This is a genomic window from Pseudogemmobacter faecipullorum (assembly GCF_020539525.1).
GTDB classification, from domain to species: Bacteria; Pseudomonadota; Alphaproteobacteria; order Rhodobacterales; family Rhodobacteraceae; genus Pseudogemmobacter; species Pseudogemmobacter faecipullorum.
This window is the reverse complement of sequence record NZ_JACDXX010000001.1, coordinates 91,738-116,305: the sequence shown is the minus strand read 5'-3', so window position 1 is coordinate 116,305 and position 24,568 is coordinate 91,738. Positions and strand designations below refer to the sequence as shown.

24 protein-coding genes are annotated in these 24,568 nt (G+C 64.2%); 13 read left to right on the top strand and 11 right to left on the bottom strand.

The window, feature by feature from the left end; genetic code table 11:
• The first annotated feature begins 54 nt into the window (after positions 1-54).
• The 9 genes from ade to H0485_RS00500 all read left to right on the top strand — a co-directional run bounded on the left by ade (position 55) and on the right by H0485_RS00500 (position 9,061).
• Positions 55-1,752, top strand: a complete 1,698-nt coding sequence (ade, locus tag H0485_RS00540) for an adenine deaminase (RefSeq protein ID WP_226933366.1) — start codon at positions 55-57, stop codon at positions 1,750-1,752.
• Positions 1,749-2,168: an arsenate reductase (glutaredoxin) gene (gene arsC / locus H0485_RS00535; RefSeq protein WP_226933365.1), complete on the top strand. Its 420-nt coding sequence runs from the start codon at positions 1,749-1,751 to the stop codon at positions 2,166-2,168. The genes ade and arsC overlap by 4 nt, the downstream gene beginning before the upstream one ends.
• Before the next feature lie 12 nt (positions 2,169-2,180).
• On the top strand, positions 2,181-2,819 hold the full coding sequence (locus tag H0485_RS00530; RefSeq protein ID WP_226933364.1) for an SGNH/GDSL hydrolase family protein: 639 nt from the start codon (positions 2,181-2,183) through the stop codon (positions 2,817-2,819).
• 9 nt (positions 2,820-2,828) lie between these two features.
• A complete protein-coding gene (locus H0485_RS00525; protein WP_226933363.1) occupies positions 2,829-3,524 on the top strand; it encodes a CbiX/SirB N-terminal domain-containing protein in 696 nt (231 codons plus the stop codon).
• 31 nt (positions 3,525-3,555) lie between these two features.
• The gene (locus tag H0485_RS00520; RefSeq protein WP_226933362.1) at positions 3,556-4,719 is read left to right on the top strand and encodes an alpha-hydroxy acid oxidase; all 1,164 of its coding nucleotides are present in this window, start codon (positions 3,556-3,558) and stop codon (positions 4,717-4,719) included.
• A gap of 93 nt (positions 4,720-4,812) precedes the next feature.
• A complete protein-coding gene (locus tag H0485_RS00515) occupies positions 4,813-6,210 on the top strand; it encodes an aspartate aminotransferase family protein (protein WP_226933361.1) in 1,398 nt (465 codons plus the stop codon).
• A gap of 1 nt (position 6,211) precedes the next feature.
• Positions 6,212-7,609 (top strand): glutamine synthetase family protein, encoded by a 1,398-nt coding sequence (locus H0485_RS00510; protein ID WP_226933360.1) that lies wholly within the window; start codon positions 6,212-6,214, stop codon positions 7,607-7,609.
• 114 nt (positions 7,610-7,723) lie between these two features.
• Positions 7,724-8,596 carry a 50S ribosomal protein L11 methyltransferase gene (locus H0485_RS00505; protein ID WP_226933359.1) on the top strand — a complete coding sequence of 291 codons (873 nt, stop codon included), beginning with the start codon at positions 7,724-7,726 and terminating at the stop codon, positions 8,594-8,596.
• A 117-nt stretch (positions 8,597-8,713) separates the two neighbouring features.
• Complete coding sequence (locus H0485_RS00500) at positions 8,714-9,061, top strand: hypothetical protein (protein ID WP_226933358.1); 348 nt, start codon at positions 8,714-8,716, stop codon at positions 9,059-9,061.
• Positions 9,062-9,244: 183 nt separating this feature from the next.
• Here the strand turns inward: H0485_RS00500 and H0485_RS00495 are convergent, their stop codons facing one another.
• Positions 9,245-9,448 carry a DUF1127 domain-containing protein gene (locus H0485_RS00495; RefSeq protein WP_226933357.1) on the bottom strand — a complete coding sequence of 68 codons (204 nt, stop codon included), beginning with the start codon at positions 9,446-9,448 and terminating at the stop codon, positions 9,245-9,247.
• 330 nt (positions 9,449-9,778) lie between these two features.
• On the opposite strand from H0485_RS00495, the gene ruvC reads away from it, so the two are divergent.
• The 4 genes from ruvC (at position 9,779) to ruvB (ending at position 13,162) form a co-directional block, all read left to right on the top strand.
• Positions 9,779-10,291 carry a crossover junction endodeoxyribonuclease RuvC gene (ruvC, locus tag H0485_RS00490; protein WP_226933356.1) on the top strand — a complete coding sequence of 171 codons (513 nt, stop codon included), beginning with the start codon at positions 9,779-9,781 and terminating at the stop codon, positions 10,289-10,291.
• The gene (ruvA, locus tag H0485_RS00485) at positions 10,288-10,983 is read left to right on the top strand and encodes a Holliday junction branch migration protein RuvA (RefSeq protein ID WP_226933355.1); all 696 of its coding nucleotides are present in this window, start codon (positions 10,288-10,290) and stop codon (positions 10,981-10,983) included. The genes ruvC and ruvA overlap by 4 nt, the downstream gene beginning before the upstream one ends.
• A 66-nt stretch (positions 10,984-11,049) precedes the next feature.
• A complete protein-coding gene (gene htpX / locus H0485_RS00480; RefSeq protein WP_226933354.1) occupies positions 11,050-12,015 on the top strand; it encodes a zinc metalloprotease HtpX in 966 nt (321 codons plus the stop codon).
• A 121-nt stretch (positions 12,016-12,136) separates the two neighbouring features.
• The gene (ruvB, locus tag H0485_RS00475; protein WP_226933353.1) at positions 12,137-13,162 is read left to right on the top strand and encodes a Holliday junction branch migration DNA helicase RuvB; all 1,026 of its coding nucleotides are present in this window, start codon (positions 12,137-12,139) and stop codon (positions 13,160-13,162) included.
• 47 nt (positions 13,163-13,209) lie between these two features.
• Here ruvB and H0485_RS00470 read toward each other — a convergent pair whose 3' ends face one another.
• The 10 genes from H0485_RS00470 to tolR form a co-directional block, all read right to left on the bottom strand.
• Positions 13,210-14,886 carry a formate--tetrahydrofolate ligase gene (locus H0485_RS00470; protein WP_226933352.1) on the bottom strand — a complete coding sequence of 559 codons (1,677 nt, stop codon included), beginning with the start codon at positions 14,884-14,886 and terminating at the stop codon, positions 13,210-13,212.
• A gap of 107 nt (positions 14,887-14,993) precedes the next feature.
• Positions 14,994-15,965, bottom strand: a complete 972-nt coding sequence (locus H0485_RS00465) for a magnesium transporter CorA family protein (RefSeq protein WP_226933351.1) — start codon at positions 15,963-15,965, stop codon at positions 14,994-14,996.
• Positions 15,966-16,041: 76 nt separating this feature from the next.
• Positions 16,042-17,964, bottom strand: a complete 1,923-nt coding sequence (gene ftsH, locus H0485_RS00460; protein ID WP_226933350.1) for an ATP-dependent zinc metalloprotease FtsH — start codon at positions 17,962-17,964, stop codon at positions 16,042-16,044.
• Between the two features lie 75 nt (positions 17,965-18,039).
• Positions 18,040-19,344: a tRNA lysidine(34) synthetase TilS gene (gene tilS, locus H0485_RS00455; protein WP_226933349.1), complete on the bottom strand. Its 1,305-nt coding sequence runs from the start codon at positions 19,342-19,344 to the stop codon at positions 18,040-18,042.
• Entirely contained in the window at positions 19,335-20,165 is an 831-nt protein-coding gene (ybgF, locus tag H0485_RS00450) for a tol-pal system protein YbgF (RefSeq protein ID WP_226933648.1), read from the bottom strand. The genes tilS and ybgF overlap by 10 nt, the downstream gene beginning before the upstream one ends.
• A 6-nt stretch (positions 20,166-20,171) precedes the next feature.
• A complete protein-coding gene (gene pal, locus H0485_RS00445) occupies positions 20,172-20,714 on the bottom strand; it encodes a peptidoglycan-associated lipoprotein Pal (protein ID WP_226933348.1) in 543 nt (180 codons plus the stop codon).
• 109 nt (positions 20,715-20,823) lie between these two features.
• Positions 20,824-22,158 carry a Tol-Pal system beta propeller repeat protein TolB gene (gene tolB / locus H0485_RS00440; protein WP_226933347.1) on the bottom strand — a complete coding sequence of 445 codons (1,335 nt, stop codon included), beginning with the start codon at positions 22,156-22,158 and terminating at the stop codon, positions 20,824-20,826.
• A 124-nt stretch (positions 22,159-22,282) separates the two neighbouring features.
• Complete coding sequence (locus tag H0485_RS00435; protein WP_226933346.1) at positions 22,283-22,786, bottom strand: hypothetical protein; 504 nt, start codon at positions 22,784-22,786, stop codon at positions 22,283-22,285.
• The gene (locus H0485_RS00430; protein WP_226933345.1) at positions 22,783-24,078 is read right to left on the bottom strand and encodes a cell envelope biogenesis protein TolA; all 1,296 of its coding nucleotides are present in this window, start codon (positions 24,076-24,078) and stop codon (positions 22,783-22,785) included. The genes H0485_RS00435 and H0485_RS00430 overlap by 4 nt, the downstream gene beginning before the upstream one ends.
• A 17-nt stretch (positions 24,079-24,095) precedes the next feature.
• Positions 24,096-24,566 carry a protein TolR gene (gene tolR, locus H0485_RS00425; RefSeq protein ID WP_226933344.1) on the bottom strand — a complete coding sequence of 157 codons (471 nt, stop codon included), beginning with the start codon at positions 24,564-24,566 and terminating at the stop codon, positions 24,096-24,098.
• Between the last annotated feature and the right edge of the window lie 2 nt (positions 24,567-24,568).

Genomic DNA, 24,568 nt, shown 5'->3' with positions numbered 1-24,568 from the left:
GCTGGACGCGCCTGCCCATCCAGGCTTTGCTGTGGCTCTGCAGAGGGATATGATATGTACAGGGATCTGGCCGATCTGATTGATCAGGGACGGGGCGTCGCAAGAGCTGATCTGGTGCTGAAAGGCGGGCGCTTTTTCGACCTGATCACCGGCGAACTGGTTGAAAGCGATGTGGCGATCTGCGGTGATACCGTGGTCGGCACCTTTGGTCGCTACGAGGGCCGGCGCGAGATTGATGTCTCGGGCCAGATCCTGGTGCCGGGTTTTATCGACACCCATCTGCATGTCGAAAGCTCGCTGGTCACCCCCTTTGAATTTGACCGCTGCGTCGGCCCGCGCGGTGTCACCACCGCGATCTGTGATCCGCATGAAATTGCCAATGTCTGCGGTCTGACCGGGATCAGCTGGTTTCTCGACTGTGCTGAGCGGCTGCTGATTGACCTGCGGGTGCAGCTGTCCTCCTGCGTGCCCTCCACCCATATGGAGACCGCGGGCGCGGTGCTGGAGGCGGCGGATCTGCTGCCGCTGATGGATCATCCGAAGGTGATCGGTCTGGCCGAATTTATGAATTTCCCCGGGGTTCTGCATAAGGATCCGGGCTGCATGGCCAAGCTCGGGGCCTTCCGCGGCCGTCATATTGACGGCCATGCGCCCTTGCTGCGCGGCAAGGATCTGAATGGCTATATCGCCGCCGGGATCCGTACCGAGCATGAGGCGACCAGCGCTGAGGAGGCGCTGGAGAAGCTGCGCAAGGGTATGCGGGTGCTGATCCGCGAGGGTTCGGTCTCGAAAGATCTTGAGGCGTTGGCCCCGATCCTGACCGAGCGGCATTCGCCCTATCTGTGCCTTTGCACCGATGACCGCAATCCGCTCGACATTGCCGAACATGGCCATCTCGATCACATGATCCGTCGGGCGATTGAACTGGGCTGCAGCCCGCTGGCGGTCTACCGCGCCGCGTCTTTGTCGGCGGCCGAGGCCTTCGGGCTGAAAGACCGCGGTCTGATCGCCCCCGGAAAGCGCGCCGATATCGTGGTGATCGACAGTCTCGAGGGCTGCCATGCCAGCCGCACCTTCGCAGGCGGGACCGAGCTGACCGAAGCCGCTTTTGCCGCGCGTGAGATCCTGGAGCCGGTGGCGCGGCGGTCGGTCAAAGCGCCAGAGCTGGTGGCGGCTGATTTCCGCAGCCCCGGCAATAAGGTGGAAACCCCGGTGATCGGCATTCTGCCGGGCAAGATCATCACCGAATATCTGCGCTATGACATCACCCCCGAGGATGGCGATAAGCGCCCGGATCTGTCCCGCGATCTGATCCGCATCGCGGTGATCGAGCGGCATGGCAAAAACGGCAATAAGGCGCGGGGCTTTGTGAAAGGTTTTGGCCTGAAGCGCGGTGCCATCGCCTCAACCGTCTGTCATGATCACCATAATATCGCGGTGGTCGGGGCAGATTACCAGGATATGGCGCTGGCGGCGAACCGGCTCTCAGAGATTGAGGGCGGTTTTGTCGTGGTCGAGGGCGGGAGGGTGCTGGCCGAGCTGCCCTTGCCGGTGGCAGGGCTGATGAGCCTGAATTCCTATGAGCAGGTGCGTGAGGATCTGGTGCTGCTGCGCGCCGCCGCAAAGGGCCTCGGGGTGGAGCTGGAAGAGCCCTTCCTGCAACTCGCCTTCCTCGCTTTGCCGGTGATCCCGCATCTGAAAATCACCGATCATGGTCTGGTGGATGTTGACCGCTTTGAGGTGATCCCATGAACAGCCGCATCTGGCACAATCCGCGCTGCGGCACCTCGCGCAATGTGCTGGCGCTCCTGCAGGCGGCGGGCGAGGCACCGGAGGTGATCCTGTATCTTGAAACCGGCTGGCAGGAGGCCGGGCTGCGCCAGCTCTTGCAGGCGGCGGGGCTGAGCCCGCGTCAGGCGCTGCGGGTGAAAGGCACCAGCGCCGAAGCGCGCGGGCTGACCGCGCCTGAGGCCGGTGAGGATCAGATCATCGCTGCCATGCTGGAGGATCCGGTGCTGGTCGAGCGGCCCTTTGTGGCGACCGCGAAAGGCACGGCGCTCTGCCGTCCTTCGCTCAGCCTTTTGCCGCTGCTGGCGCGTCTGCCGGAGGCCATCGTCACCGATGCGGCGGGCAAGGTGATTTACGATCCTTCTGCGTCTGAAAACTGAGGGAAACCTGCAATGAGCCGCACTCTGCTTTGCTATGGCGACAGTAATACCCATGGCACCATGCCGATGGAGAGCCTGGGCGCGCTGGGCCGCTTCGCCCATCGCCACCGCTGGCCCAGGCTGCTGGCGGAGCTGTTGCCGGGTTGGGAGGTGATTGCCGAAGGCCATCCTGGCCGGACCACGGTGCATGATGACCCGGTCGAGGGTGAGCATCGCAATGGCCGCAAGGCGCTGGCGGCGATCCTGGAAAGTCACCGGCCGGTTAACCTCGTGCTGCTGATGCTGGGCACCAATGATCTGAAACACCGCTTTGGCGTGACCGCCAGCGATATCGCCTCTGGGCTTGAGCGGCTGGTGCGGATGATCCGCGCCTCGGGCTGCGGGCCGATGGGCGGCGCGCCGGAGGTGCTGGTCGTGGCGCCGCCGCCGATCCGGGAGACCGGGGTTCTGGCCCCGGTTTTTGCCGGGGGCGCGGCGAAATCGCAGCAGCTCGGGGCTGAGATCGGCGCGATGGCGGCGCGGACCGGCGCTGCCTTCCTCGATCTGCAGGGGGTGATCGAAGTCTCGCCGGTTGATGGCATCCATTATGAGGCAGCGGCGGCCGAGGTGCTGGCACAGTTTTTTGCCGATAAAATCCGGGCGCTGGACTGAGGGGGCGTGATGGCGGTTGACAGGGATCAGGCACCGGCCCGCAGGCTGCTGATGGTGGCGCATGGCCAGCCCTCTGAGCCGCAGACCGGGGCGCGGGTGCTGGCGGCGCTCGCGGCGCGGGTGGCAGCGGAACTGCCGGGCTGGCAGGTGCAGTCGGCCACCCTGGCCGGGACAGGCGCACTGGAGCGGGTCACGGGCGCGCCCGGCCTCGTCTTTCCGGTCTTCATGGCGGATGGCTGGTTTACCCGCAAGGCTTTGCCGGAACGGCTGGAGGCGGCGGGGCTTGGCGGCTGGCAGGTGATGCAGCCGATGGGCTGTGCCGAGGTGGTGCAGGATCTGGCAGTGGCCCTGGCGCGCGACTCGGGTACGCGCGAATTGCTGGTCGCCGCGCATGGCTCGGGCCGCTCCCGCGCGCCGGCGGCGGTGACCGAAGCGCTGGTGGCGCGCCTGCGGGCCGAGACCCTGCTGACCCGGGTTGAGGCGGCTTATATCGAGGAAGATCCCCGTCTTTCGGCCACCCGCGGCTGGAGTGAGGCCGCGCTTTGCCTGCCCTTCTTTGCCATGGAGCTGACCCATGTGCTGGAAGATCTGCCCGCCGCGCTGGGCGAGGCGGGTTTCCCGGGGGCAATTCTGCCGGCTTTGGGCCTGCATCCTGCCATGCCGCGGGTGATTGCCCGGCTTGTGAGGGCGGCGGCAGGCGAATAGCATCGCGGCAAATATCAGGCCGGAGACTGCAATGCCCGTTATCACCTGTGTCGAGGATCTGCGTCGATTGCATCAGGCGCGCGCGCCGCGGATGTTCTGGGATTATTGCGAAAGCGGCAGTTACAGCGAGCAGACCTTTCGGGAAAACACCAGTGATTTCAGCCTGATCCGCCTGCGCCAGCGCGTGGCGCGCGATCTTTCCGGGCGTGATGTCTCGGCCCGGATGCTGGGCCAGAAGGTGACGATGCCGGTTGCCATTGCGCCGACCGGCTCGGCCGGGATGCAGCGCGCCGATGGCGAGATCCTCGGCGCCAGGGCTGCGGCAAAATTCGGCGTGCCTTTCACCCTCTCCACCTTTTCGATCTGCTCGATCGAGGATGTGCATCAGGCCAGCCCCGAGCCTTTCTGGTTTCAGCTCTATGTGATGCGCGACCATGATTTTGTTGCCGATCTGATCGGGCGGGCAAAACGCGCCGGCTGCTCGGCGCTGGTGCTGACGCTGGATCTGCAGGTCATGGGCCAGCGCCATAAGGATCTGAAGAACGGCCTTTCGGCCCCGCCGCGCCTGACCCTGCCGAATATGCTGAATATGATGACGCGGCCAGGCTGGTGCCTGGGCATGGCGCGCACCTCGCGGCGCACCTTCCGCAATGTCTTTGGCCATGCCAAAGGCGTGAAAGATATGCAGAGCCTTGCCAGCTGGAGCAATGAATCGCTTGAACCCTGCCTCGACTGGGCGATGGTTGCGAGGATCCGCGCGCAATGGGGCGGCAAGCTGGTGCTGAAAGGGATTCTGGATGCCGAGGATGCGCGGATGGCGCGCGATGCGGGGGCCGATGCCATCGTGGTCTCAAACCATGGCGGGCGGCAGCTCGACGGCGCTTATTCGGCCATTCGTATGCTGCCCTCGATCCTGCGCGCCGTGGATGGCGGCTGCGAGGTCTGGCTCGATTCCGGCATCCGGACCGGCCAGGATGTGCTGAAAGCCCTGGCACTGGGCGCGACAGGCACGATGATCGGCCGGGCCTGGCTCTATGGTCTGGGGGCGATGGGCGAGCCGGGGGTGACCCGGGTGCTTGAGATCCTGCGCGATGAGCTGGACATCACCATGGCGCTTTGTGGCGAGCGTAAGCTGGCGGATCTCGGCTGTCACAATCTCTCACTGCCAAAGGATTTTGAGCCCCCTGCCGATTGATCCGCCCGGCCCACTTGATTTTTGATCAAATTACCCCTGTTATCCGCTGAAGCGAAACGAATGACTCGTTTGCTCTCAGGATGGTCGTGGCAGATGGCAAAAGCACAGGGCGCAGAGACGGAAATTGCCGGGGTCAGCATTGCGGTGCTGCAGGATTTCGCCGGGCGTGAGGCCCGGCGCTTTGCCCGGGCCAATCCGAAAAGCCTGAAGGCCTGCGGCGAGATTGCCCGGCATTATCTCAGCGGTGTGCCGATGCACTGGATGAGTGACTGGCCGATGCCGCATCTGGCGGTGATTGCCCGGGCTGAAGGCGCGGTGATCGAGGATATCGACGGTCATAAGATCGATGATTTCTGCCTCGGGGATACCGGCTCGATGTTTGGCCATTCGCCGGCGCCGGTGGCGCGTGCCATCCGCAAACAGGCCCGCAAAGGCCTGACCTATATGCTGCCCTCCGGGGCGGCGGCCGAGGCGGGGCGGCTTTTGTCCGAGCGCTTTGGCGCCATGCACTGGCAGATCGCCACCACTGCCACCGATGCCAACCGCTTTGCCATCCGGGTGGCGCGGGCGGTGACCGGGCGGCCCAAAATCCTGGTGTTCAATGGCTGCTATCACGGCACTGTAGATGACGTGATGGTTGAGCTGCGCGGCGGGGTGACCGCCAGCCGCGAGGGGCTGCTGGGCCAGGTGGCCGATCTGACCCTGGGCGCGGTCTGCGTTGAGTTCAATGATCTGGCAGCGGTAGAAGCGGCCCTTGCCACGGGTGAGGTGGCGGCGGTGCTGACCGAGCCGGTGATGACCAATTCCTGTATGGTTCTGCCCGCGCCGGGCTTCCATGACGGGCTGCGCGCGCTTTGCAGCCGCTATGGCGCACTGCTGATGATCGATGAAACCCATACGCTTTCCTCGGGTCTCGGCGGCTATACCGGCGTGCATGGCCTCTCACCCGATATTTTCGTGGTCGGCAAATGCGTGGCGGGCGGCATGCCCACCGCGGTCTGGGGTCTGAATGAGGCCACGGCCCGCGCCTATGCAAAGGCCAATGAGGCCCGTCTTTCCGGCCATTCCGGCATGGGCACCACCCTTTCTGCCAATCCGATGCAGTTTGCCTGCCTCAGCGCCAATCTCGCCGAGGTGATGACGGCGAAAGCCTATGCGAGGATGGAGAAGGGGGCGGCGCGGCTTCAGGCCGGGCTGGCAAAGGCCATTACCGCCGCAAATGCGCCCTGGCATGTGGCCCGGGTGGGGGCGCGGGTCGAGTTTATCTGTGCGCCCGAGCCGCTGAAAAACGGCAGCGAGGCAGCGCTGGCGCATCATCACCCGGTCGAGGCGGCACTGCATGTGGCGCTTCTGAACCGTGGCTCACTGATCGCCCCCTTCCACAATATGATGCTGGTCAGCCCGGTGACGACAAAGAAACAGATTGACCGGCTGATCGCGGGCTTTACCGAAGCTCTTTCCGACCTCTTCCCGAACTCCAGGCCCCTCTGAGATGACTGATATGAATAGCTCCAGCCCCTCTGGCTCAACCGTCGCTGAAGCCGAGGCCTTTCTCGCGGCACATCCCGAAATCGAGGCTTTTGATATCATCCTGCACGATGCCAATGGCATTGGCCGGGGCAAGATCATCCGCCGTCATGAGCTGCTGAGCTTTTACAAATCGGGCCGCCATCTGCCGATCTCGATCCTCGGCCTCGATATCTGCGGCGAGGATGTGCATGAAACCGGGCTGATCTGGGATCAGGGCGACGGGGATCTGCGCGCCTGGCCGGTGCCGGGCACGCTGGTGCCGCTGCATGGCACCAACCCGCCGCGGGGCGAGGTCTTCATGACCATGTATACGCTGGAAGGCGAGCCGATGACCTCGGACCCGCGCCATGCGCTCGCGCGTCAGGTTGAGGCTCTGGCGGCTGAGGGACTGCATCCGGCCGGGGCCTTTGAACTGGAGTTTTTCCTGCTCGACCCCGAGCGGGATCAATATGGCAAAATGCAGCCCGCCCGGGATGTGCTTGACCGCCGTTCAAGCCGCAAGACCGAGGTCTATTCGGTCGACCATCTGCATGGCATGCTGCCCTTGATGTCCGATATCTATGCCGGGGCGAAAGCGGCGGGGATTAAGGCGGAGACGCTGATCTCGGAATATGCGCCGGGCCAGTATGAGCTGACCCTGCATTACCGCGAGGATATCCTGCAGGCGGCCGATGATCTGGTGCGGCTGAAGCGCATCGTGCGGGCCCAGGCGCGCGCCCATGGCGTGGTGGCCTGTTTTATGGCCAAGCCGAATGAGGATTACGCCGGTTCGGGTATGCATCTGCATGTCTCGATGCTTGATGATGCCGGGAAGAATGTTTTCGTGGAAGAGGTCGAGGGCGACTGGAGCGAGACCATCCGCCATGCCATCGGCGGGCTGAAAGAGACCATGGGTGAATCCATGCTGGTCTTTGCGCCCCATGCCAATTCCTGGCGCCGCTTTGCCTCTAATTCCTATGCGCCGGTCTCGCCGAGCTGGGGGGTGAATAACCGCTCGGTCGCTTTGCGCATTCCGGCCGGCGATATCAGGGCGCGCCGGATCGAGCACCGCCCCTCGGGGGTTGATGCCAGCCCCTATCTGGTGGCGGCAACGGTGCTGGCCGGGATCAGGCATGGGCTGCAAAACCGCATCGATCCCGGCCCCGAAACCACCGGCAATGGCTATGATGCCGAGGGGGGCGGCAAAATCCCGGCCGACTGGCGCGAGGCGATTGAGGCGGCAAAGGCTTCGGACTTCCTGAAATTCGCTCTGGGAGAGGATATGCACCGCACCTTCACCGCGATTAAGGCGGCGGAATATGCCCGGGTGATGCGCACGGTGTCCGAGGTCGATTTCGACCTTTATCTGCATACGGTCTGAGGAAGGGGCGGGGGAAACCCCGCCTTGCCGCCCCGGGCCTGCGGGGGAGGTGCTTTGCTTGACCGCTTCGCCTGTCGGGTCTAGGGGGAGAACAGGTCATTTCCGGAGTTCCCCATGCAAAACTGGTCCGCCCTCACCACCCTCGCCGGCGAACCGGCTGCACGCGCGCTTGGCGAGGCTCTGGAAGATCTTGATATCGAGCCGCTGGGGGTTGGTGTCTTTGAGGTCGAGGACGGCTCTGGCCTCTGGGAGGTCGGCGCTTATTTCGAGGAAGAGCCCGATGACATCATCCTCGAGATCCTCGCCACCGCCTTTGGCGCGAAAAGCTTTGTGGTGTCGGAAATCCCGGAATTTGACTGGGTCAGCAAAGTGCAGCGCGAGCTGCATCCGGTCGATGCCGGCCGCTTCTTCGTCTATGGCAGCCATGATGCCGATAAAGTGCCCGAAGGCCGCGTCGCATTGCTGATCGAGGCCACCATGGCCTTCGGCACCGGCCATCATGGCACCACTCTGGGCTGCCTGCTGGCCTTTGATAAGCTTTACACTGCGGGCTACCGCCCCGCCAAAGTCGCCGATATCGGCGCGGGCACGGCGGTTCTGGCCATGGCAGCGGCGAAAATGCTGCCCGAGGCCCATATCATTGCCTCGGATATCGATCCGGTTGCGGTGGATGTGGCTAAGGCCAATGTTGCGGTCAATGATCTGGCGGGCCGGATCGACTGTCTGGAGGCGGCAGGCTTTGATCACCGCCGTCTGAAGGCGGGCGCGCCCTGGGATCTGGTCTTTGCCAATATCCTCAAAGGCCCGCTGATCGAGCTGGCTCCGGCGATGAAGGCAATGACCGCTTCCGGCTCGAAACTGATTCTCTCGGGCCTGCTGGCGGTTCAGGCCGAGGGGATCATCGCGGCCTATGTCGAACAGGGCTTCCGTCTCGAAGACAGAAACGATCTGGGCGAATGGTCGGCTTTGGTTCTGGAACGCATCTAACCAATTGTTAATCGGCCCGATTTTATACTGTCGGGCCGAGTGACCAGGTGATTGCCCAAAAAAGGACACAATTAAGCCGCAGGAATTCCTTCAGGCGGGGGCCCAGGAGTTCAGGCGATGACCGGAAGTCATTCCAGCACCGAAAGCTTTAACAACCGTCTGCGCCGCCTCGAAAAGGCGCATCGCAAGGGCTATGGATTTGAGGCCCGGGGCACCCTCGGCCGTTCCTCAACTTATAAGCGGCAGTTCGGCCTCGGGAAAATTCTGCGCATCGTGCTGCTGGCTTTCGCGCTGGCCTGGGTCATGAAGGGCGTCATCCTGTTCACTGTCGGTGATGCGCTCTACCGCGAGCGGGTCGCGGGCCTGGCTATGGGCCATGATCTCAACCCGGTCGCCGCGACCATTATGGCCCCGGATCCGGTGACGCGGCTGATCGCCTCTTTCCTCGGAGAGGTCTTCCCCTGACAGCGGGCCCGGGCCTGCGATAAAAATGCGCCCGCAGGCTGTTGCCGCGGGCGTTGTCATTTCTGCGCAAAGCAGGCGAGGGGCAATGCAGACCCCGGAAAAGCAGAAGGACCGGCTGCTGGTGCAGCACGGTCCCGAAATTATGTCCGTCGACCCGTCAGGGGCAGGGCGGCTGAGTTGAACTCAGCGACCCATCATCTCGATGTCGCCACGGCACAGACCGATATCGTCAAGCTCGCGATCCGAGAGCTTCGACAGGGCCTTGCGGGTGATGCGTGCGTCGTTCCAGGCTTTGAGGGCGGCAAAGATGCCCCCAACGCCGTTCACAGCGCGGTACGTCGTGATGGCGCCGAACGGCGCGGGACGGCTCGTTTCGAAGGCGGCCATTGGACTGTTCCTTTTTCAAACTGCTTAATATGAGAGCGTTTTTGCTTCCCTGCAGCCAGATAGTCTTGCTGCAGGTGCAAAGCAAGCTATGCCCGGGCAAGCCTGTATTGCAGGGATTGCATGGCTCAGGTCATGATTTTGTCGTGATTCCGACGAGTGGGATGCTGCAAGTGCAGCATTGTGTCGTGCCGCTCCGGCGCTCTGTCGCTTTCCGGCTGCCTTGTCGCAAAATCTGCATCGGCGAATCGATTGGGCTTACTTCACCATTGGCGGATGTTCCTGTTTCGTGCTAGCCCTGAGCAAAGTGGCTACAGATCGGAAAGGGGCAAAATGCGCGTTATCGGCATTGATCCGGGGCTGAGAAATCTCGGCTGGGGTGTGATTGATGTGCAGGGCACCCGGATCAGCCATGTTGCCAATGGTATCTGCCATTCCGATTCGGGGGATGGCGACCTCGCGCGCCGTCTGGTTTCGCTGCATCGCCAGCTGACCGCGATTTTTGAGGCACATGCCCCCGAGACCGCAGGGATTGAACAGACTTTCGTCAATAAAGACGCGGTTGCAACACTGAAACTGGGCCAGGCGCGGGGCATTGCTCTGCTGGTTCCGGCGCAATTCGGGCTGGAGGTCGGAGAGTATGCCCCCAATGCGGTGAAAAAAACCGTTGTTGGCGTGGGTCATGCCGCAAAGCAGCAGGTCGATCACATGGTGCGGCTGCATCTGCCCGGCGCCACAATCGCCGGGGCCGATGCCGCGGATGCGCTGGCCATCGCGATCTGCCATGCCCATCACATGCAAAGCGCAGGACGATTGCAGGACGCCCTGAGGAGGGCAGCAGGATGATCGGGAAGATTTCCGGGCGGCTCGACTGGAAGGGCCTCGATACTGTGCTGATCGATTGCCGGGGGGTGGGCTATATCCTGCATGTCTCGGATCGCACCATGGCCTCGCTGCCGCCCGAGGGCGAGGCAGTGGCGCTTTATACCGAACTTCTGGTGCGCGAGGATCTGCTGCAGCTCTTCGGTTTCCCGACCATGATTGAAAAAGAATGGCACAAGCTTCTGACCACGGTTCAGGGGGTAGGGGCGAAGGCCTCGATGGCGATCCTCGGCACGCTCGGGCCCGAGGGCGTGGCGCGCGCCATTACCCTTGGCGATGCCCGTGCGGTCCAGGCCGCGCCTGGTGTCGGGCCGAAACTGGCGCAAAGGGTGATCCTTGAGCTGAAATCCAAAGCACCCTCGCTGATGGCGATGGGCGGCAGGCTCAGCCGTGGCGCCGAGGCGGCGGAGGTGATCGAATCCGAGCCCCTGGTGGCAGCGCCGGCGAAGAAGAAAGCGGCAAAGCCGGCGGAGAAAGCCCCGAGCGAGGCGGCGAAGCGGGCCGCCTCGAATGCCGATGCGCTCTCGGCTCTGGCCAATCTCGGCTATGGACCATCGGATGCGGCAGAGGCTGTCGCCATAGTCTCGGGTGAAAATCCCGATGCTGATACCGCGGCGCTGATCCGGCTGGCACTGAAGCGCCTCGCACCGCGCTGAAAGCGGGGCCGATCTTGTCAGCCCCCTCTGCCAGGACCATATCAGAGGCAGAGGGAGCTTTGCAAAATGGGCCATATCCGCACATTCATTCTGATGGCCGTGATGACGGCCCTGTTCATGGGCCTTGGTGCCATGATCGGCGGCGGTGCCGGTGCGGTGATCGCGCTGGTGATTGCCGGGGCGATGAATGCCTTTGCCTTCTGGAATTCCGATAAGGCGGTGCTGCGCATGGCCGGGGCGCGGCTGGTCACGGACCGGACCGCCCCCGAGCTGGTGCGGATGGTGCGCGGGCTGGCGGAGCGCGCAGCCCTGCCGCATCCTGCCGTCTATATTATCGAAAACGATCAGCCGAACGCCTTTGCCACCGGGCGCGATCCCGCCAATGCGGCAGTGGCCGCGACCACAGGCCTGCTGCGCAGCCTGTCGCAGGAGGAAATCGCCGCCGTGATGGCGCATGAGCTGGCGCATATCAAAAACCGCGACACGCTGACTATGACCATTACCGCCACAATGGCGGGGGCGATTTCAATGCTGGCCAATTTCGGCATGTTCTTTGGCAGTTCCGACCGCGACCGGCCGGGCGGGATGATTGGCACAATCGCCATGATGATCCTTGCGCCTATGGCGGCGGGGATTGTGCAGATGGCGATCTCGCGCTCGCGCGAATATGAGGCCGACCGGCTGGGCGCTGAAATCTGTGGCGAACCCTCCTGGCTGGCCTCGGCCTTGCAGAAGATTGAGGCGCTGGCGCGGGGCCGGATCAATCAGCAGGCCGAACGCAATCCGGCGCTGGCGCATATGTTCATCATCAATCCGCTGAACGGCAGGGGGGTGGACAGCCTGTTCTCGACCCATCCGAGCACGGCGAACCGGGTGGCGGCGCTGATGAAACTGCCCCCGGTGCGTCCTGCCCCTGCACGCCAGGGCAGGCCGCCCTCACCCCGCCCCGCGCCCACACCGCCGCGCCCGACCAGCACCAGCTCGATCCCGCGGGTCTCGCGCAGAAAACCGCCCTCCAACCCCTGGAGCTGAGGGCGGGCCGCTGCATCTCTGGCAGCCTGGCCTGGAGAAATGTGCCTGCCCTGTGGCTCTTTGGGCCCGGGGTGAGCGTAACCCCTTGCCAGCAGGCGCATGTTCGGGGATTGTTCCCGCCATGAGCCTTTCAGATCCCCAGCTTCGCCCCGAACGCCTTCCCGAAGACAGTGACCGCGCTTTGCGGCCGCAGGCGCTTGAGGAATTCGTCGGCCAGGCCGAGGCCCGCGCCAATCTGCGGGTGTTTATTGAAAGCGCGAAGATGCGCGGTGAGGCGATGGATCACACCCTGTTCCACGGCCCGCCCGGCCTTGGCAAAACCACGCTGGCGCAGATCATGGCGCGCGAGCTGGGGGTGGGGTTCCGGATGACCTCGGGCCCGGTTCTGGCGCGGCCCGGCGATCTGGCGGCGATCCTGACCAATCTTGAGCCGCGCGATGTTCTGTTCATCGATGAAATCCACCGCCTTTCCCCGGTGGTTGAAGAGGTGCTCTATCCGGCGATGGAGGATTTTGCCCTCGATCTGGTGATTGGCGAGGGGCCAGCGGCGCGCACCGTCCGGATCGATCTGCAGCCCTTCACCCTGGTGGGGGCAACCACCCGCCTTGGCCTGCTGACCACGCCTCTGCGCGACCGTTTCGGCATTCCGACGCGGCTGCAGTTCTATACCGAAGACGAGCTGTTCAGCATCGTCGCGCGCGGCGCGCGGCTGCTGGGGGTGGAGGCCGATGAGGCCGGCTGCCGCGAGATTGCCCGCCGGGCGCGCGGTACACCGCGGATTGCCGGACGGCTGTTGCGCCGGGTGGTCGATTTCGCGCTGGTCGAGGCGGGGGGCAAAATCAGCCGCGCTCTGGCCGACCGGGCGCTGACCCGGCTGGGGGTGGATGGCATCGGCCTCGACGGGGCCGACCGGCGTTATCTCAGCCTGGTGGCCGAAAATTACGGCGGCGGCCCGGTCGGGGTTGAGACCATTGCTGCCGCTCTGTCCGAGCCGCGTGATGCGATTGAGGAAGTGATCGAGCCCTATCTTCTGCAGCAGGGCCTGCTGCAGCGCACGCCAAGGGGGCGGATGCTGGCGCAAAAAGGCTGGACACATCTCGGCCTTGCCGCCCCGCGCCCGCCAGGCCAGGCCGACCTCTTCGAATAGGCCCGGATCCGGGGGGAGGGTCTCCCCCCGGGCCCTTTTTTACAGGCTCAGAACAGGCCTTCGACCTGACCTGCCTCATTGAGGCGGATGGTCTCGGCGGCGGGCACGCGGGGCAGGCCCGGCATGGTCATGATCTCGCCGCAGATCGCGACGACGAAACCGGCCCCGGCCGAGAGACGCACTTCGCGCACCGGGATGGTATGGCCTTCGGGCGCGCCGCGCAGGTTCGGATCGGTCGAGAAGCTGTACTGGGTTTTTGCCATACAGACCGGCAGGTTACCGTAGCCGGCAGCTTCCCAGGCCTTAAGCTGATCGCGCACCGATTTATCGGCAATCACATCGCCCGCATGGTAAATCCGCCTGGCAATGGTCTCGATCTTGGCAAAGAGGCCCATTTCATCAGGATAGAGCGGGGCAAAGTTCGATTTGCCGCCCTCGGCCAGTTCGACGACCTTTTTCGCCAGATCCTCAATGCCTTCCGAGCCTTTGGCCCAGTGTTTGCACAGGATGGCCTCGGCGCCCTGTTCGGCGACATAGGCTTTGACCGCCTCCACCTCGGCATCGGTATCCGAGTAGAAGTGGTTAATCGCCACCACCACCGGCACGCCAAAGCCCTTCACATTGGCGATATGGCGGCCAAGGTTCGGACAGCCCTTCTGCACCGCGGCGACATTCTCGGCGCCAAGATCGGCCTTGGCCACGCCGCCGTTCATCTTCATCGCCCGCACCGTGGCCACGATCACCGCGGCCGAAGGCTTGAGGCCTGCCTTGCGGCATTTGATATCAAAGAACTTTTCCGCGCCGAGATCGGCACCGAAACCGGCTTCGGTCACCACATATTCGCCGAGCTTCAGCGCGGTGCGGGTGGCGATCACCGAGTTGCAGCCATGCGCGATATTGGCGAAGGGGCCGCCATGGACGAAGGCCGGATTGTTCTCGAGCGTCTGCACGAGATTGGGCTGCATCGCGTCTTTCAGCAGCACGGTCATCGCGCCATCGGCCTTGATATCGCGGCAATAGACCGGCTTTTTCTCGCGGGTATAGGCGACGATAATATCGCCAAGGCGCTTTTGCAGATCTTCCAGGTCTCTGGAAAGGCAGAGAATTGCCATGACTTCCGAGGCGACGGTGATGTCAAAGCCGGTCTGGCGCGGGAAGCCGTTCGACACGCCGCCGAGCGAGACCACCGCATCGCGCAGCGCGCGGTCATTCATATCCATGACCCGGCGCCAGGCGATGCGGCGCTGGTCGATCTCGAGCTCATTGCCCCAGTAGATATGGTTATCGATCATCGCCGACAGCAGGTTATGCGCGGCGGTGATGGCGTGGAAATCGCCGGTGAAATGAAGGTTCATCTCCTCCATCGGCACCACCTGGGCCATGCCGCCGCCCGCTGCGCCGCCCTTCATGCCGAAATTCGGCCCGAGCGAGGCTTCGCGGATGCAGATCACCGCCTTCTTGCCGATGCGGTTCAGACCATCGCCCAGACCCACGGTGGTGGTGGTCTTGCCCTCGCCGGCCGGGGTCGGGTTGATCGCGGTGACGAGGATCAGCTTGCCATCGGCCTTGCCCTCGAGCGAGCGGATGAACTCCTGACCCACTTTGGCCTTGTCATGGCCATAGGGCAGCAGATGTTCGGTGGGGATCCCCAGCTTCGCGCCAATCTCCTGGATCGGCTTCTTCTTCGCATCGCGTGCGATCTCAATATCGGATTTAAAGGCCACTGGTTCATTCCTCCATGCCACAGGGCATTCCCGCCTCAAGTGATAGCCTGTCCAACGCCGCCAGAGGGGCGGATTGCGACATGGGTGCGGCCGAAGGCGTCAGGCCTTCAGAGCCATTTCTTCCAGCGAAACAGCGCCCAGGGCACAATGGCCGAGGTCAGCATCAGGCCAAGCGCGGCCGGATAGCCCCAGCGCCAGCTGAGTTCGGGCATATGTTCGAAATTCATCCCGTAGATGCTGGCGATCAGGGTCGGCGGCAGGAAGACAAAAGCGACGACCGAGAAGATTTTGATGATATCGGCCTGCCGGATATTGATCACGCCAAGCGTTGCATCCAGCTGGAACCGGATCTTCTCGGACTGCACCCGCGCCACTTCGCGCAGCGAGCGCAGATCCTGGATCAGGCTTTTCAGCTGATCGCGCTGCTGGCCCTGGAGCAGGGCCTTTGCCGCGCTGGCGCCGGGGGTGACAAGATAGGCCAGAATGCGCTGCACGGTGGCGAGGCTTTCATTGATCTTGCCATTGCGGTCCTCGGCGCGGCCGATCAGCCGGATCACCCCCGACAGATCATCGCCCGAGCCCTGGCGGCTTTCAAAGATGCTGCGGGTCAGTTGTTCATGGCTCCGCGCCTCGCTTTCGAGAATATCGGCAAGGCGGTCGACCACCGCCTCCATCAGCCCGAGAAAGGCGGTGACGCCGGTGGAGCAGGGCGTATCATGATGGCCGGCCCAGTCGGCGAAAAAGGCGAAAGAACCCGGGCGGTGGTAATGCACGGTGATCAGCCGCTCGGGCTGCAGCATGAAGGTGACCGGACCGATCTCGAGGCTTTTCGGATCGGGCGTGGCAAGGATCTGCGCTGTCAGATAGAGGATGCCCTCTTCCTTCCAGATCCGCGAGGAAGGCTCGATCTCCTGCATATCCTCGCGGGTCGGGACCTCGATCCCCAGTGCGGCCTCAATCCTGGCCTCTTCCGCGGCGCTTGGGGCCTCAAGATCGATCCAGACCGGCTGGCGCAGATCGGTGGGGGGCGTCTCGCCTGGCCGCAGCCGCAGGCCGGAACAATGATAGGTGCGGATCATCAGCAGCACTCCGGGGGATCTTCAGACATGAAAAAGCCCCGCACAGCTCGGGCTGGCGGGGCTTTCTGAGAGGGGATTACGGAGCGCTCGGTTCCGGATCCTCAGCCTGCGCAGCCTCGGCCCTCGGGCCACGACTGCGGGTTCGGGGGATCGCTGCAACCGAGATTTCGCTCTCGGCGTTCTGGCCCGCATCATCGCTGTCATCGCCGGGCTTTTCGCCGGCCATAACCTTGCGGATCTCATCGCCGGTCAGGGTTTCATATTCGAGCAGACCCTGGGCCAGACGCTCCCATTCCTCTTCAAATTCGGTGAGGATCTGGAAGGCCTTGGCATAGCCCTCATCGACGATGGCTTTGACCTCGGCCTCGATCAGGCGCTTGGTTTCAGCTGAGACCGAGAAGCCGCCGGTATTGCCGTCATAGCCCGAGGCCGCTTCGGAATAATCGATATTGCCGATCTTATCCGACATGCCCCAGCGCATCACCATGGCGCGCGCCACCGAGGTCACCATCTGGATATCGCCCGAAGCGCCCGAGGAAACGCGGTCTTCGCCCCATTTCTTGATCTCGGCGGCCTTCCCGGCCATGCCCATGGCGATACGGTCCCGCATCTGGTCTTTATGCCAGGAATGGCGGTCCATTTCCGGCAGGCTCATCACCATGCCAAGCGCGGCGCCGCGCGGCATGATCGTGGCCTTATAGACCGGGTCGCATTTCGGCAGTTTGATCCCGACAATGGCGTGACCAGCCTCATGATAGGCGGTCATTTCCTTATCTTCCTGGGACATGACCATCGAGCGGCGCTCGGCCCCCATCATCACCTTGTCCTTGGCATGTTCAAAATCAGCCATGGTGACAAAGCGACGGCCGACGCGGGCAGCGGTCAGTGCCGCCTCGTTCACGAGGTTGGCCAGATCCGCCCCCGAGAAACCGGGTGAGCCACGCGCGATGGTGCGCAGATCGACATCCGGGCCGATAGGCACTTTGCGCGCATGGACGCTGAGGATCTTTTCGCGGCCCTTGATATCGGGATTGCCGACGGTGATCTGGCGGTCGAAACGGCCAGGGCGCAGCAGGGCCGGGTCGAGCACGTCTTTGCGGTTGGTGGCCGCAACGATGATCACGCCTTCATTGGCCTCAAAGCCGTCCATTTCAACCAGCAGCTGGTTCAGGGTCTGCTCGCGCTCATCATTGCCGCCGCCCATGCCCACGCCACGGGCGCGACCGACCGCGTCGATCTCGTCAATAAAGACGATGCAGGGGGCGTTTTTCTTGGCCTGTTCAAACATATCGCGCACCCGGCTTGCGCCGACGCCGACAAACATCTCAACAAAATCCGAGCCCGAGATGGTGAAGAAGGGCACGCCTGCCTCACCGGCAATGGCGCGGGCCAGGAGGGTTTTACCGGTGCCGGGCGGGCCGACCAGCAAGGCACCTTTCGGGATCTTGCCGCCGAGACGCGAGAATTTCTGCGGGTTGCGCAGGAATTCAACGATCTCTTCCAGTTCTTCCTTGGCCTCATCAATGCCGGCGACATCGTCAAAGGTGACGCGGCCCTGCTTTTCGGTCAGCAGCTTGGCACGCGATTTGCCAAAGCCCATAGCGCCGCCTTTGCCGCCGCCCTGCATGCGGTTCATGAAGAAGAACCAGACGCCGATCAGCACGATGAAGGGCAGCCAGAGCGAAATCAGCGACATGAAGCCCGATTGCTGCTGCGGCGTGGCCTGAACCTCAACGCCCTTATTCACCAGCTTTTCGGTGATCTGCTCATCACCCGGTTTAACAGTGCTGAAGGTTCCGCCATCCTTGGTGCGGATCGTCACGCGCTCGCCGTCAAGTGTCACCGAAGCGACGCGGCCCGAATCTACCTGTTCGATAAAGTCCGACCAGGAAAGGCTGCGTGAGGATACCGAAGAGGCTCCGCCCGAGAACAGATTGAAAAGCGCAAGGATCAGCAGCAGCAGCACGACCCAGAAGGCGATATTGCGCGCGTTGTTCACATGAATCTCCCGACAGGCGGCATGGCCAAGGTTAGCCGCCGCGTTGCGTCTAATTTAGCCATCACTGCATCAGGTTCAATGCGATAACACGAAGTTTGCGAAGCTCTGCCGCAGCTTCGCCTGCCATTTCGCCGCGCCAGAGCCCGCCAGCGGCGCCGCGACCAGGATTTCACCCTGCCAGAGCCCGGGCGAAACCAGCAGGATTTCCCGCGCCAGACCGGTCTCGCGCCAGTCCGTAGCCTGACGCAGCCCCTCGGCGCCAAGCGCGCGCAGCTCCAGATCCGGGCTGAGCGGGCCGGTGATCTGCCAGCGCTGATCCCAGAGCCCGGGGGCAGCAACCGCAGGGCCAAGGCTGCGCGGCTCGCGGCAGATCAGCAATGCGGATTGGGTAAACAGGAAGCGACAGCCGCCAAGCGTGGCAGGCTGTTCCTTGCTGAGCCGTTCGAGCAGATGCGCGAGCATCGGCGCGCGCGGCGCATGGCGCGCGGCCGAGAGCCAGCGGATCGCCGCGCTGATCAGGCGGCGCTGCATCTCGGGGTGGAGCGCCGCAAAACCGGCGCGCTCAAGGCGCAGCGCACCGGCCTCTTCGGTGCCGATGCGGGCAAAAGTCGCGCCGGTTTCATGGCGCAAAAGGGCCTGGGCCCGGGCAAGATGGGCGATGGTCTCACGCAATTGTGTGAGGCCGATCCCGGCGGGTTCCAGCGCCGCGCGCAGGCTGCGCATCCGGGCGCGCAGATAGCGGGGGTTGCTGTTGCTCGGATCTTCGCACCAGTCCTGCCCCTCCCGGCGCAGAAAGGCGCGCAGCGCCGCGCGGCTTTCGTGCAGCAGCGGACGCAGGAAGGTGACGCCGGCTTCCTGCCAGCCCGGGCGCATGCCGCTGAGCCCGTCGAGACCCGCAGCCCGGGTCAGCCCCATCAGGAAGCATTCGGCCTGATCATCGGCGGTATGGGCGAGGGCGATGCGGGAAATGCCGCGCTGGCAGGCCCATTGGCCGAGCAGGCGGTAGCGGGCGCGGCTGCCCTCCTGCATCAGATTGCCGGTCCCGGGATGGTCTTCCCAGATCAGGGTCTGATGCGGCAGGCCGAGCCGCTGGCACTGTTCGTGGACGAAACGCGCCTCATCACCGGCTTCCGGGCGCAGCCGGTGATCGACAGTGGCAATTTCAAAACGCTGGCCGGTCGCGGCTGCTGCCCGGGCCGCCAGATGCAGCATCGCCATCGAATCGCTGCCGCCCGAGACCGCGAGACCCAGCGGCGGCGCACTGGCATCGCCGGTCAGCCCGGGGGCAAAAGCCGGAGAGGGGGGGCGATCATCGGCGGGCCGGGCATAAGCGCCTAGCCCGCCGGAGGTATTCTCGACCGGCAGGGGGCTCAGCGGCACCCGAGCGCCTGCATCGCCATCGGCGCCTGCGAGGCCGCATTTGAACCCGGATATTCGATGCCGATCTGCGCCAGGGTCACGCAGGCCTGATCGGTCTGGCCCAGATCACCCAGCGACTGGCCCAGCCTCAGCACCGCCTCAGGGGCGAAAGGCCCCTTCGGATCGCTGGTATAGGCATCGAGATAGGCCCGGGCCGAGCGGGTTTTCTCCCCCGCTTTGCCAAGTGCCTCGCCGCGCAGGAAATGCGCCTCAGGGACTAGCGGCCCGCCAGGATAGGATTGCGCATAGGCCTCAAAGAGCGATGCAGCACCGGGAAAGTCACCCTGACCGAGCACCCCCTTGGCCCGGTCGAAGTCTTCTTTCTCGGCAACGGCAAGCTCGGGGCCTGCGGAGGAATTCGACGCGGGGGCCGAAGGGGTGATCACCGGAGCGGCAGAGGCTGAGCCACCGCCGCTGCCACCGCCAAGCGTGCCGGTCGGCGGCATATTCATCGGGTCACAGCCCGGCTCGGCCTCGCAGAGGCGGAATTCGATATCCCCGATCCGGTTGGTGCCGTCGCTGACGACCCGGTTCAGTTTCAGCTCGATTTCCTCGGTGCGCGAGGTCAGACGCATCAGCTCGCTCTCGAGCGTATCCATCCGTGCCAGCGCATCGGCACCGCCCACCCGGGCCGAGGCCCCGGTGGTGGTCAGTTCAGCCTTGAGCCTGTTGAACTCAGCCGCGAGCTGGCCCAGTTCGACCCGCACATCGGCAAGCGATTCAGCACTGGCGGGCATGGCAAAGCCAAGTGCCAGCACAGGCAGGAGAAACCGGGCCCGCATCACGGGTCAGGCGCCTGCGCCAACCGACAGCACCGTGACGGCGCGGCGGTTTTGCGAATAGCAGCTCTCGGTCGAGCAGACCTCGATCGGGCGCTCTTTACCATAAGAGATGGTGCGCATACGGCTGCCCGAAACGCCCTGCGAGATCAGGTACTGCTGGGCGGCAGCGGCACGGCGTGCACCGAGTGCAAGGTTATACTCACGGGTGCCTTTTTCGTCGGCATGGCCTTCGATGATGATCGCATAGCCGGGGTTCTGGTTCAGCCAGTTGGCCTGTGCGCTCAGGATGCGGCGGCCCTCATCGGAAACCGTGGACTGGTCGAGGCCGAACAGCACACGGTCGCCAACCGACTGGTTGAAATAGGCGATGGAACGGGGATCATTCGGATCGCCGAGGCCGCTGGTGTCGATATAGCCCGAACCACCATTGCCGCCATTGCCGCCCTGACCATAGCCGCCATCGCCGCCCGAACCATAGCGGTCGGGGTTCTGACAGGCCGCGAGGCCGAGAGTGGCCAGCAAAAGCAGGGCCTTGGGAGTGAAAGTCATCGGCTCTTATCCTTTTTCAACGCGGGCGGGGCAGAGTGTCGCACCAGTTTAGCAGCTTTGCCGTGGCGCGGGCAATCGGGCAGCGTTGCCCATTGCCCGCAGCGGCGATTTACGGAAGCAGCGGCGACCATGCCGGGTCCGAAGCCGGGCCCTGGGTCGGAATCTGCTTGAGGTTGCGTCCGGTGATGTCAACCGACCAGAGCGAAGCCTGGCCGCCGTCGCCCGAGGTCTCACGGGTGAACATGATCACCCTTCCGTTCGGGGCCCAGGTCGGGCCCTCATCCAGGAAGGACGAGGTCAGCAGACGCTCTTCCGAGCCATCCGCGCGCATCACACCGATATGGAAGCGGCCCTTAGCCTGTTTGGTGAAAGCGATCAGATCGCCACGCGGCGACCAGACCGGCGTGCCATAGCGGCCATCTCCGCCCGAAATCCGCTGCCCCTCACCGCCACCGGCGCCCATGATATAGATCTGGCTGCCGCCGGTGCGGTCGCTTTCAAAGCAGATGCGGCTGCCATCGGGGGAGAAGCTGGGGGCGGTCTCAATCGAGGGGGAATTGGTCAGCTGGCTGGTCGATCCCGAGCCGAGGTCCATTTTGTAGATATCGGTATTGCCGCCGCGCTCAAGCGAGAAGACCACCGAGCGGCCATCGGGCGAGAAGCGCGGTGCGAAGGTCATGGTGCCCGGCTGTTCGGCCAGGGTCTGACGGCGCAGGCTGCCAACATCGAGCAGCGTCATGCGCGGGAAGCCGGTCTCATAGCTGGTATAGATGATGCGATCCCCGGCAGGCGAGAAGCGCGGCGCCAGAACGATCGACTGGCTGTCGGTCAGATATTGCACATTGGCGCCATCGTAATCCATGACGGCAAGGCGTTTCTGCCGGGCGTTCTTGGGTCCGGCTTCCGAGACGAAGACCACACGGGTATCGAAATAACCGCTTTCGCCGGTGATGGCCGAATAGACTGCATCCGCCACTTTATGCGACATGCGGCGCCAGCCGCCTCTGGTGCCGGCGAGTTGCAGCGCCGCGCCCTCCATCGGGCGGCCATTGACCACATCCCAGGCGCGGAATTTCACCGAAATCCGGTCGCCCGCGGCCGAGACGGCGCCAACGATCAGCACCTGAGCATTGACGGCGCGCCAGTCCTCGAACGGGATGGCAGCATCAAAAGACGAGATGCGGCTGATATGGGCTTCGCGCGGGATCTCGCGGAAGAAGCCGGTGCCGGTCAGGTCCGACAGCACGACGCTGGCCAGGTTGCCGGTCAGCTCGCCCGCGCCGCCCTCATCGACAAAAACCGGTACGGCAATCGGCATCGGCTCGATGGTGCCAGGGCCGATGACGATGCGCGGCGGGCGGCCATCCTGGGCGCGGGCCATGGCGGGCAGCATCGTGGCGCCTGCCAGCATGGTGGTTGCAAAGCTTCTTCTGGTGAAGGTCATCTGCCTCTGGCTCCGAATTGACCGGGTCTGCTGCCCGTTTGCATAAAAGGTTTCAATATTGCACTGCCAACGTGATGCGGCAGGAATGGTTGCGCCGTGCTGCGTGACATCTCTGTCATCTCTATCATGGTGCAGCGCCGGTGCCATGGGCTTCGGCGATGAACTCCAGATCCAGGGTGACCAGATCCGGATCGCCCCGGCCCAGTTCCAGCATGACTGCCTCAAAGCCGCGGCCCGGGGCGGCGACACGACGGATGGCGGCCATCAGAGCGCCAAAGAGCGCCTGCTGCGCCTCACCCTCCGGGCCCTGATAGTCCATGATGAACACATCGAGAGGTGCGCGGGGATCTTTGCTCGGGCAGAGCCGGACGCTGATCTTTGCGCCCTCTGTGCCGGGCAGTACCCCTCCGGCCTGCCAGATCGCAGCAATCGAGCGCTGCAGCTGCTGCGCCAGATCAGAGCCGCTGAGGCCGGGATCTGCCGCCTCTGCCGGACAGTCGCGCCGCTGTGGCCCGCTGTCGGGCGCGACAGCTGTTTCCGCCCCGGGGCCATCCAGCGCCAGCCCGGGCCCCGCCAGCACAGCGAGGCCAGAGCAAAGCGCGGATACAAGGCGCAGTCCAGCGGTCATCGCATCCTCATCCCATTGGCATCGAAGACGAATTCCAGAACTTTCCAGGTCTCGTATTTATCGGCGGGCAGCGGGATGCCGCCCTCCTGATAGGCGCGGGCAATCGCCGAACGGGCCTGACGGAACGCCACCTGGATCGCCTGATCGCTCGGGCCACTGGATTCGGCCAGCGACATATTGCCGGGCTTGCCCGAGGCATCGAATTCGACCCTGACCACGATCACCGTCGACATCGCCTCGGTCCCCATGGCGCCGACATTCCATTTGCGCGAGATCGCCGAGGAAATATCGCCCATTTCGCCCCCGGTCAGCGGTGCGCCCCTGGATGCAGAGCCATTGCCCCCCGAGCCGGAATTCGCTGCCGCAGCGGCTTTATCGGCCGCAGCCTTATCCGCAGCCGCTTTATCGGCGGCAGCTTTGGCAGCCGCAGCTTCGGCTTTGGCGGCTGCAGCGGCTTCCTCGGCCGCAGCTTCGGCCAGGGCCTCGGCAATGGCATCGTTCTCCGCGCTGGAGGAATTATCCGAAGCCGGGGCCGAGGGCCGTGACGGGGTTTCCGCTGCCGGTTCCTGGGCGGGGGTGGGACGGGCAGGCTTGCCGCGCGGGCGCGGTGAGGTGCTCATCCCCATCGATTCTGTCTGTTCCTCGGTCGCTTCGGTGCGCAGAACATCGCCGGTCTCCTCCTGGGCGACGGCTTCCTGCTGCTCACGCGGCGGCTCGGGGGTCGGCTCCGGCGTTTCGGTCACGGCCTCTTCGGGGGCAGGTGCGGTCTCGACCTGCTCCTCAACCGGGGTCGGGCTTGGCGTCGGTGCCACGATCTCAGCGGGCTTTGGCTTTGGCCGCATCGAGCTGTTCATCGAGGGCATCGGCTGCTCTTCCGGCGCGAAAGCGACATCGGGCGGCAATTCCTCTCCGACCGGCTCCGGGGAGGGATCGGCAGGTGGCGGCGGGGCCGTATCCGCCGGAGGCGGCGGGGTGATGGTGTCAGGCTGCGAGACCGCATCGGGGCGCGGCGGCGGCGGGCGCGGGGTCTCGGCCACCGGCTCGCTCAGCTCTGCTTCGCCTGCATCCGGCGCGGAGGGGCTCTCAGGGGCCTCGCTCGGGGTATCCGACGCTTTCGGGGCCGCAGCCGCCATGGCGTCGAATTCCGATGAGGACATCATCGAGACCTGGGTGGTGAGCACCTCAACCGGCGCGGCAGGGGCAAACAGCCAGTCGCCGACCAGCACCCAGAGGATGAGGCCAGCGTGCCCTGCGCCGGAAAGAATTGTGCCCGTCTGGAAGCGGCGCTCCATCAGCCTGTGCTCTGCTTTCAGTTCCCGGCGCCGAAATCGGGGCCGCGTGAATCGGTCACCAGGCCGATATTGGTAAAGCCACCTGCATTCAGCGCGCCCATCACCTGGGCAACACGCTCATAGGGCAGCTGGCCATCGGCCCGGAGATAGACTTTATCCGAGGTGCGTTCCGCCGCGATGGCGCGCAGCTGCGGGATCAGTTCAGCCTCCGAGACTTCGCTGGTCATGATCATCACCAGACCATCGGCGGTCAGGGTGATGGACAGCGGCTCTTCCTGCTCGGTCGGCAGGGCTGTGGCCGCAGTCTTCGGCAGTTCGATCGGTACGCCCACGGTCATCATCGGCGCTGCCACCATGAAGATGATCATCAGCACCAGCATAACGTCGACGAAGGGCGTGACGTTGATCTCGCTCATCGCGGCCGAGGCGCCCCGGCGCCTGCCGCGCCGCCCGCCGCCGCCCGATTTTTTCATGACACCGCCACCCATGG